The organism is Corallococcus terminator (assembly GCF_049194865.1).
GTDB classification, from domain to species: Bacteria; Myxococcota; Myxococcia; order Myxococcales; family Myxococcaceae; genus Myxococcus; species Myxococcus terminator_A.
Window position 1 is genome coordinate 1 of sequence record NZ_JBLZWL010000028.1, and the last position, 3,590, is coordinate 3,590.

Consider the following 3,590-nt stretch of genomic DNA (forward strand, 5'->3'; position numbering starts at 1 on the left):
GCGACGGATGAAGCCGTGTGGGCCTGGGGCCAGAACACCTTAGGCCAGGCGGGCCAGGGGAGCACCAGTGCCACGGTCCTACAGCCCGTGAAGGTGGCCAGCCTTCTGAAGATCCAGGCCATCGCCGCCAATGGCAGCTTCGGTCTGGCGCTGGACCTGGATGGTCAGGTGTGGGCCTGGGGCCAGAACACCGGCGGACAGGTCGGCACGGGCTCGACCAGCGCCTCGGTGTCCACGCCGACGAAGGTCAACGGGCTGCCCACCATCCGCGCCATCGCCGCGGGTGTGAACCATGCGCTGGCGCTGGATGCGGATGGCCGCGTGTGGAGCTGGGGCCAGAACACGGGGGGCCAGGTGGGCACCGGCGCCACCAGCCCCTCCGTGCTGGTGCCCAGGCAGGTGGCAAACCTGCCGCCTGTGAAGGCGATTGCCGCGGGCGTCGGCCACTCGCTGGCGATCGATGCGCAGTTCGGCAGGGTGTACACGTGGGGCCAGAACACCTTCGGTCAGGCGGGGACCGGCACCGCCAGCCCCACTCCGGTGCTGACGCCCTCGTTCGTGGTGGGCGTGAGCGACGCCATGGCCATCGCCGCGGGCCACAACGCCTCATACGTCATCCTGAGCGGCGGCGCGGTCCGGGCCTGGGGCCTCAACGTCTCCGGAATGCTCGGCAACGGCAGCACGGCCAACAGCGCCTCGGCCGTGGATGTGAGCGGACTGACGGACGCCAAGGCGATTGCCGCGGGTGCGCAGCACGCGCTGGCGCTGCGCCCGGGCTGCCCGGTGTGGGCCTGGGGCAGCAATGGCCATGCACAGCTGGGCACTGGCACCCCCATCTCGGCAACGACCCCGGTGCAGTCGGGGCTGTACAACACGTACTACTTCGACAGCGATGGGGACGGCTTCGGCGACGTGGACTCCACCGAGCAGGCCTGTGAGCTGCCCTTCTTCGGCTACGTGGAGAAGATCGACTGCGACGACTACGCCGCGACCACCTATCCGGGCGCGCCCGAGCTGTGCAACGGGGTGGACGACAACTGCGACGATGACGTGGACGAGGATAATCCCGGCGGAGACAAGTCCTGCGCCACGGGAGCGCCGGGCGTCTGCGGCTCCGGGAAGACTTCCTGTACCAATGGCACCCTCACCTGCGTGCAGACCCAGAGCGCCTCCGACGAGCGCTGTGACGGACTGGACAACGACTGTGACGGCGATGCCGATGAAGACAACCCCGAAGGCGTCCAGGACTGCGCTACGGGCCAGCAGGGGCTGTGCAATGTGGGCGTGACCTACTGCACCGGCGGCGTCGTCCACTGCGCGCCCAAGGTCCCGGCCTCGACCGAGGTGTGCGACGACCTGGACAACGACTGCGACGGCCAGACGGACGAGGGGGTGTCGCTGTTGACGTGGTACCCCGATGGGGATGGTGACGGCTACGGGACGACGGGACCCGCGGTGCAGAGCTGCAAGCAGCCGCAGGGCTACTCCGCGAGCAACACGGACTGTGACGACGCGAACGCGGCCCTCCACCCGGGTGCCTCCGAGGTGTGCGATGGCCTGGACAACAACTGCAACGCGCAGACGGATGAAGGCCTGACCACCCATACGTGGTTCCGCGATGCGGATGGCGACAACTTCGGCTCCGCGAGCACTGTCGCTCAGTCCTGTCTCCAGCCCTCCGGGTACGTGGCGTCCTCCGGCGACTGCAACGACGCGAATCCGGCCATCCAGCCCAACGCCCTCGAGACGTGCGACGGAGTGGACAACAACTGCAACGCCACCGTGGACGAGGGCCTGCTGCTCACGTTCTACAAGGACCAGGACCAGGACGGGTATGGCTCCGCGAGCCAGCTGACGCAGGCCTGCACACAGCCCTCCGGCCATGTCTCCAACGCCAACGACTGCAACGACAGCAACGCGAGCATCAAGCCGGGTGGTACCGAGGTCTGCAACGGGCTGGACGACGACTGCGATGCGGCGACAGACGAGGGCGTGCAGACGACGTTCTACCGGGATGCGGACAACGACACGTACGGCACCGCCAGCGCGACAATCGCCGCGTGCACCGCTCCCGCGGGCTACGTCTCCAACACCAGCGACTGCAACGACAGCAACGACACCATCAAGCCAGGTGCCGCCGAGACCTGCAATGGAGTGGATGACAACTGCTCCGGCGTCGTGGACGAGGGCGTGAAGACCACGTTCTACCGGGATGAAGATGGAGACACGTACGGCGCCTCCGGTCTGACCGTCGCCGCGTGCGCTGCTCCCCAGGGCTATGTCGCCAATGCCAACGACTGCAACGACAGCGACGCGAGCATCAAGCCGGGTGGCACCGAGACCTGCAATGGTCTGGATGACAACTGCTCCGGCGCCGTGGACGAGGGTGTAAAGACCACGTTCTACCGGGATGAAGATGGAGACACGTACGGCGCCTCCGGACCGACCGTCGCCGCGTGCTCTGCCCCCCAGGGCTATGTCGCCAATGCCAGCGACTGCAACGACAACAGCGCGAGCATCAAGCCGGGTGGCACCGAGGTCTGCAACGGGCTGGACGAGGACTGCGACGGCGTCGCGGACGAGGGCGTGCAGACGACGTTCTTCCGGGATGCGGACAACGACGGATATGGCACCTCCAGTCCAACCGTCGCCGCGTGCTCCGCTCCCGCGGGCTACGCCACCAATGCCAGCGACTGCAACGACTACGACGCGAGCATCAGGCCGGGGGCCGCCGAGGTCTGCAACGGGCTGGACGAGGACTGCGACGGCGTCGCGGACGAAGGCGTGCAGACGACGTTCTACAGGGATGCGGACAACGACGGATATGGCACCTCCAGTCCGACCGTCGCCGCATGCTCCGCTCCCGCGGGCTATGTCTCCAACACCAGCGACTGCAACGACGGCAGCGCGAGCATCAAGCCGGGGGCCACCGAGACCTGCAACGGGCAAGACGACGACTGCGACGCAGCGGTGGATGAGGGCGTGCAGCTGACGTTCTACCGGGATGCGGATGGCGACGGATATGGCACCTCCAGTCCGACCGCCGTCGCGTGCTCCGCGCCTGGGGGCTACGCCGCCAATGCCAGCGACTGCAACGACAGCAACTCGAGCATCAAGCCGGGGGCCACCGAGGTCTGCAACGGGCTGGATGACAACTGCTCCGGCATCACGGACGAGGGCGTGCAGACGACGTTCTACCGGGATGCGGATGGCGACGGTTATGGCAGTGCCACCACGACAGTCGCCGCGTGCTCGACTCCCGCGGGCTATGTCTCCAACACCAGTGACTGCAACGACGGCAGCGCGAGCATCAAGCCGGGTGGCACCGAGGTCTGCAACGGACAGGATGACAACTGCTCCGGCATCGTGGATGAAGGCAACCCGGGAGGCGGCCAGAGTTGCAACCATGGAGCCTGCGGCTATTGGTACACCGTCTGCAATGGCGGCGCCGTGCAGTGCTACCAGGACGACTTCTTCCCCGAGGAGATCTGCCGGAACAACGTGGACGACGACTGTGACGGCGAGGTGGACGAGGGCTGCTCATGCTTCGTCGCTGGCACGCCCATCAGCCTGGCCGACGGCTCCACGAA

The 3,590-nt window shown here is 67.2% G+C and carries 1 protein-coding gene; it reads left to right on the forward strand.

All coding sequences use genetic code 11. The annotated features are described in order from the left end of the window. Nucleotides 1-15 precede the first annotated feature (15 nt). Nucleotides 16-3,590: MopE-related protein (locus ACN469_RS11260; protein ID WP_498767012.1), on the forward strand; the 3,575-nt coding region annotated here is incomplete at its 3' end.